Origin of the sequence: Candidatus Protochlamydia sp. R18 (assembly GCF_000648255.1) — a bacterium.
GTDB lineage: Bacteria > Chlamydiota > Chlamydiia > Chlamydiales > Parachlamydiaceae > Protochlamydia > Protochlamydia amoebophila.
Map to the genome: position 1 here is coordinate 1 of NZ_BASL01000111.1, position 232 is coordinate 232.

The 232-nt window shown below is 36.6% G+C and carries 1 pseudogene; it reads left to right on the plus strand.

The window, feature by feature from the left end:
- Positions 1-232, plus strand: a pseudogene (locus tag TY19_RS00040) (BTB/POZ domain-containing protein); the annotation flags it as partial.

Consider the following 232-nt stretch of genomic DNA (forward strand, 5'->3'; position numbering starts at 1 on the left):
CTGTGGTCGGGGCAATTTCAAGAAACTCTGCAACATCCTCTCGCTTTGACACAAAAGGAATTTACGCATCTGCTTAATTGGGTCATGGATGTTAACTTTAAAGTTCCCTTGGAAGAGATCTTTTCTTCTATTCAACTAGCCGATTATTATGGACTAACAGAAGTGGTGAAACATTTAGAAGAACAACTGATAGAGGGATATAAATCACAGAAATTTGAATCTTTTAACTCTA